1 protein-coding gene and 1 pseudogene are annotated in these 2,146 nt (G+C 70.6%); both read right to left on the bottom strand.

The window, feature by feature from the left end; translation table 11 throughout:
- Nucleotides 1-405 (bottom strand): annotated as a pseudogene (locus tag ACTUAL_RS21575) (cellulose binding domain-containing protein); the annotation flags it as partial.
- Between the two features lie 35 nt (nucleotides 406-440).
- Entirely contained in the window at nucleotides 441-2,078 is a 1,638-nt protein-coding gene (locus ACTUAL_RS21580) for a glycoside hydrolase family 43 protein (RefSeq protein ID WP_096494092.1), read from the bottom strand.
- Nucleotides 2,079-2,146: the final 68 nt, after the last annotated feature.

Consider the following 2,146-nt stretch of genomic DNA (forward strand, 5'->3'; position numbering starts at 1 on the left):
GCCGCCGGAGTTGGCCCAGCCGTTGTTGAAGCCCTGCGGCGCGACGAAGATCGTACTGCTGCCCGCCAGGCGCTTGAGGCCGTAGTAGGACCAGACGTCGCGCTGCACGGTCTGGCCGGTGGCGACGTCGTTCGCGGTGCCGCCGAGCCAGTGGAAGCCGAAGACGACGCGGTGCGGGCGGTCGCGGTCGTAGCCGTCCGGGATCGAGAGGATGTAGGTGCGGGACTTGCCGCTGCTGGTGATCGTGCGCGTGCCGCTGGTGAGCGCGGGCGCCTTGCCGCAGCCCTCCGTCGTGGCGGACGCGCCGGGGGTGCCGGTCGCGCCGCTCGCGCTGGTGGTGATCAGCCCTGCGGCGAGGGTGAGCAGCGCGATGCCCGCTGCCGCGAGGACCCTTTTGCGCGCCAAGGGATCGGTCCTTCCTGTGGTGGTCGTGGTGGCGGTCACGGGGTGGTGAGGTCGAAGCGGCGGGCGGTGACGGAGCCGCCGAGCGCGGCGGTCGCGTGGTTGAAGACGCCGAAGCGGTAGCCCATGAAGAACCGCCAGTCGTTCTTGAGCGTGAACGCCGGGCCGAAGGCGGTGAAGTCGGTCCCGTTGGTGCTGTAGGAGAACCGGGCCTGCCTGCCGTTGCCGGGGCGGATGTCGGCGTTGGCGCGCAACCAGATCCGGGTGCCGTTCAGGTCGGCGCCCGCGACCTCGTACCCGGTTCCGGTGGTGCGCCAGGAGCCGTCCATGGTCAGTCCGGTGACGGAGACGATCCGGTTGCGGCCGTTGTCGCGCTTGACGCCGATCCACGCCGAGGAGTCGCGCAGCACGGCCAGCCCGGTGCGGTCGCCGTCGCGCATCGCCGACAGGTCCAGCTCCACGGTGCCGGTGGAGGTGGGGCCCTGGATGCGGTGGGTGAGGGTGTTGCGGGCGGAGTACAGGTCGTTGGTGACGGTCGCGGTGGACAGGCGAAGACCGTTGTTGACGCTGTACTTGGAGGTGTCCGGGTTGTGGTTCCACTCCCACTGCGGGCCGAGCGCCGTTCCGGGGAAGGTGTCGGTGCCGATCATGGGTTTGACCTGGCGCGGGGGCGCGGGCAGGTTCGGCTTCGGGTAGGTCGCGCCCCAGCCGCCGTTGACGGTGGTGACGCGCGGCCAGCCGTCCGAGGTCCAGGTGATGGGCGCGAGCACCGGCACGCGTCCGCCGGGGTAGGCGTCGACGAACGCCAGGTAGTGCCAGTCGCCGTTCTGGGTCTGCACCAGGCCGCCCTGGTGCGGCACTCCCCCGCCCTGGATCGGCGAGGGCATGTCGAGCAGCACCTGCTGGATCGAGTACGGGCCGAACGGGCTGGACGACTTGAGCACGTACTGGCCGTTCGCGGGCCTGGTGAGCCAGATGTAGTAGTTGCCGCCGCGCTTGTAGAAGCGCGCCCCTTCGAGGGTGCCGATGTTCGAGGGGGTCTGGAACACCTGCTGCGAGCGGACCTCCGACTTCCCGTCGGCGGAGAGCTGGGCGACGCTGATGCTGGTGTTGCCGTAGGCGACGTACATCGTGTCGTCGTCGTCCACGAGCATCCCGGCGTCGTAGTAGCACTTGTTGATGGTGGTGTGCTTGGACCACTGGCCGTCGACGGCGGTCGCGGTGTACAGGTGCGTCTGGGCGAAGTCGACGCAGCCGCCCCAGTAGAAGGTGCGGTTGCTCTTGCGGTGCGCCAGGAACGACGCCCAGATGCCGTTGACGTACGCGCGGGAGCCGTTGCCCATGTCGTACTTGGCGCCGAAGTCCAGGCGCGGCACGGAGTGCCCGGCGAACTCCCAGTTGACCAGGTCGTAGGAGCGCAGCACGGGCGCGCCGGGCGAGTAGTGCATGGTGGAGGCCGAGTAGTAGTAGGTGTCGTCCACGCGCAGGACGTCGATGTCGGCGAAGTCCTGCCACAGCACGGGGTTGGTGTAGGTGGCCTGGGCGCAGGCGTCGCCCGCGCAGTCCTGCGCGGCGGGCGTGGCGGCGGCGCCGGCCGGGCGGTGCGCGGTCAGCCCGGCCGCCACGAGGGCGAGCACGGCCAGGGCGATGGGCGCCCATCTGCGTTGACGGGGCATCGGTGTGCCTCTCCTGGTGCGCGGGAGCTGGTCTCCGGCACGGCGGTGCGCCGCGGACCGGTGGGGTC

It is taken from the genome of Actinosynnema sp. (genome assembly GCF_052038725.1).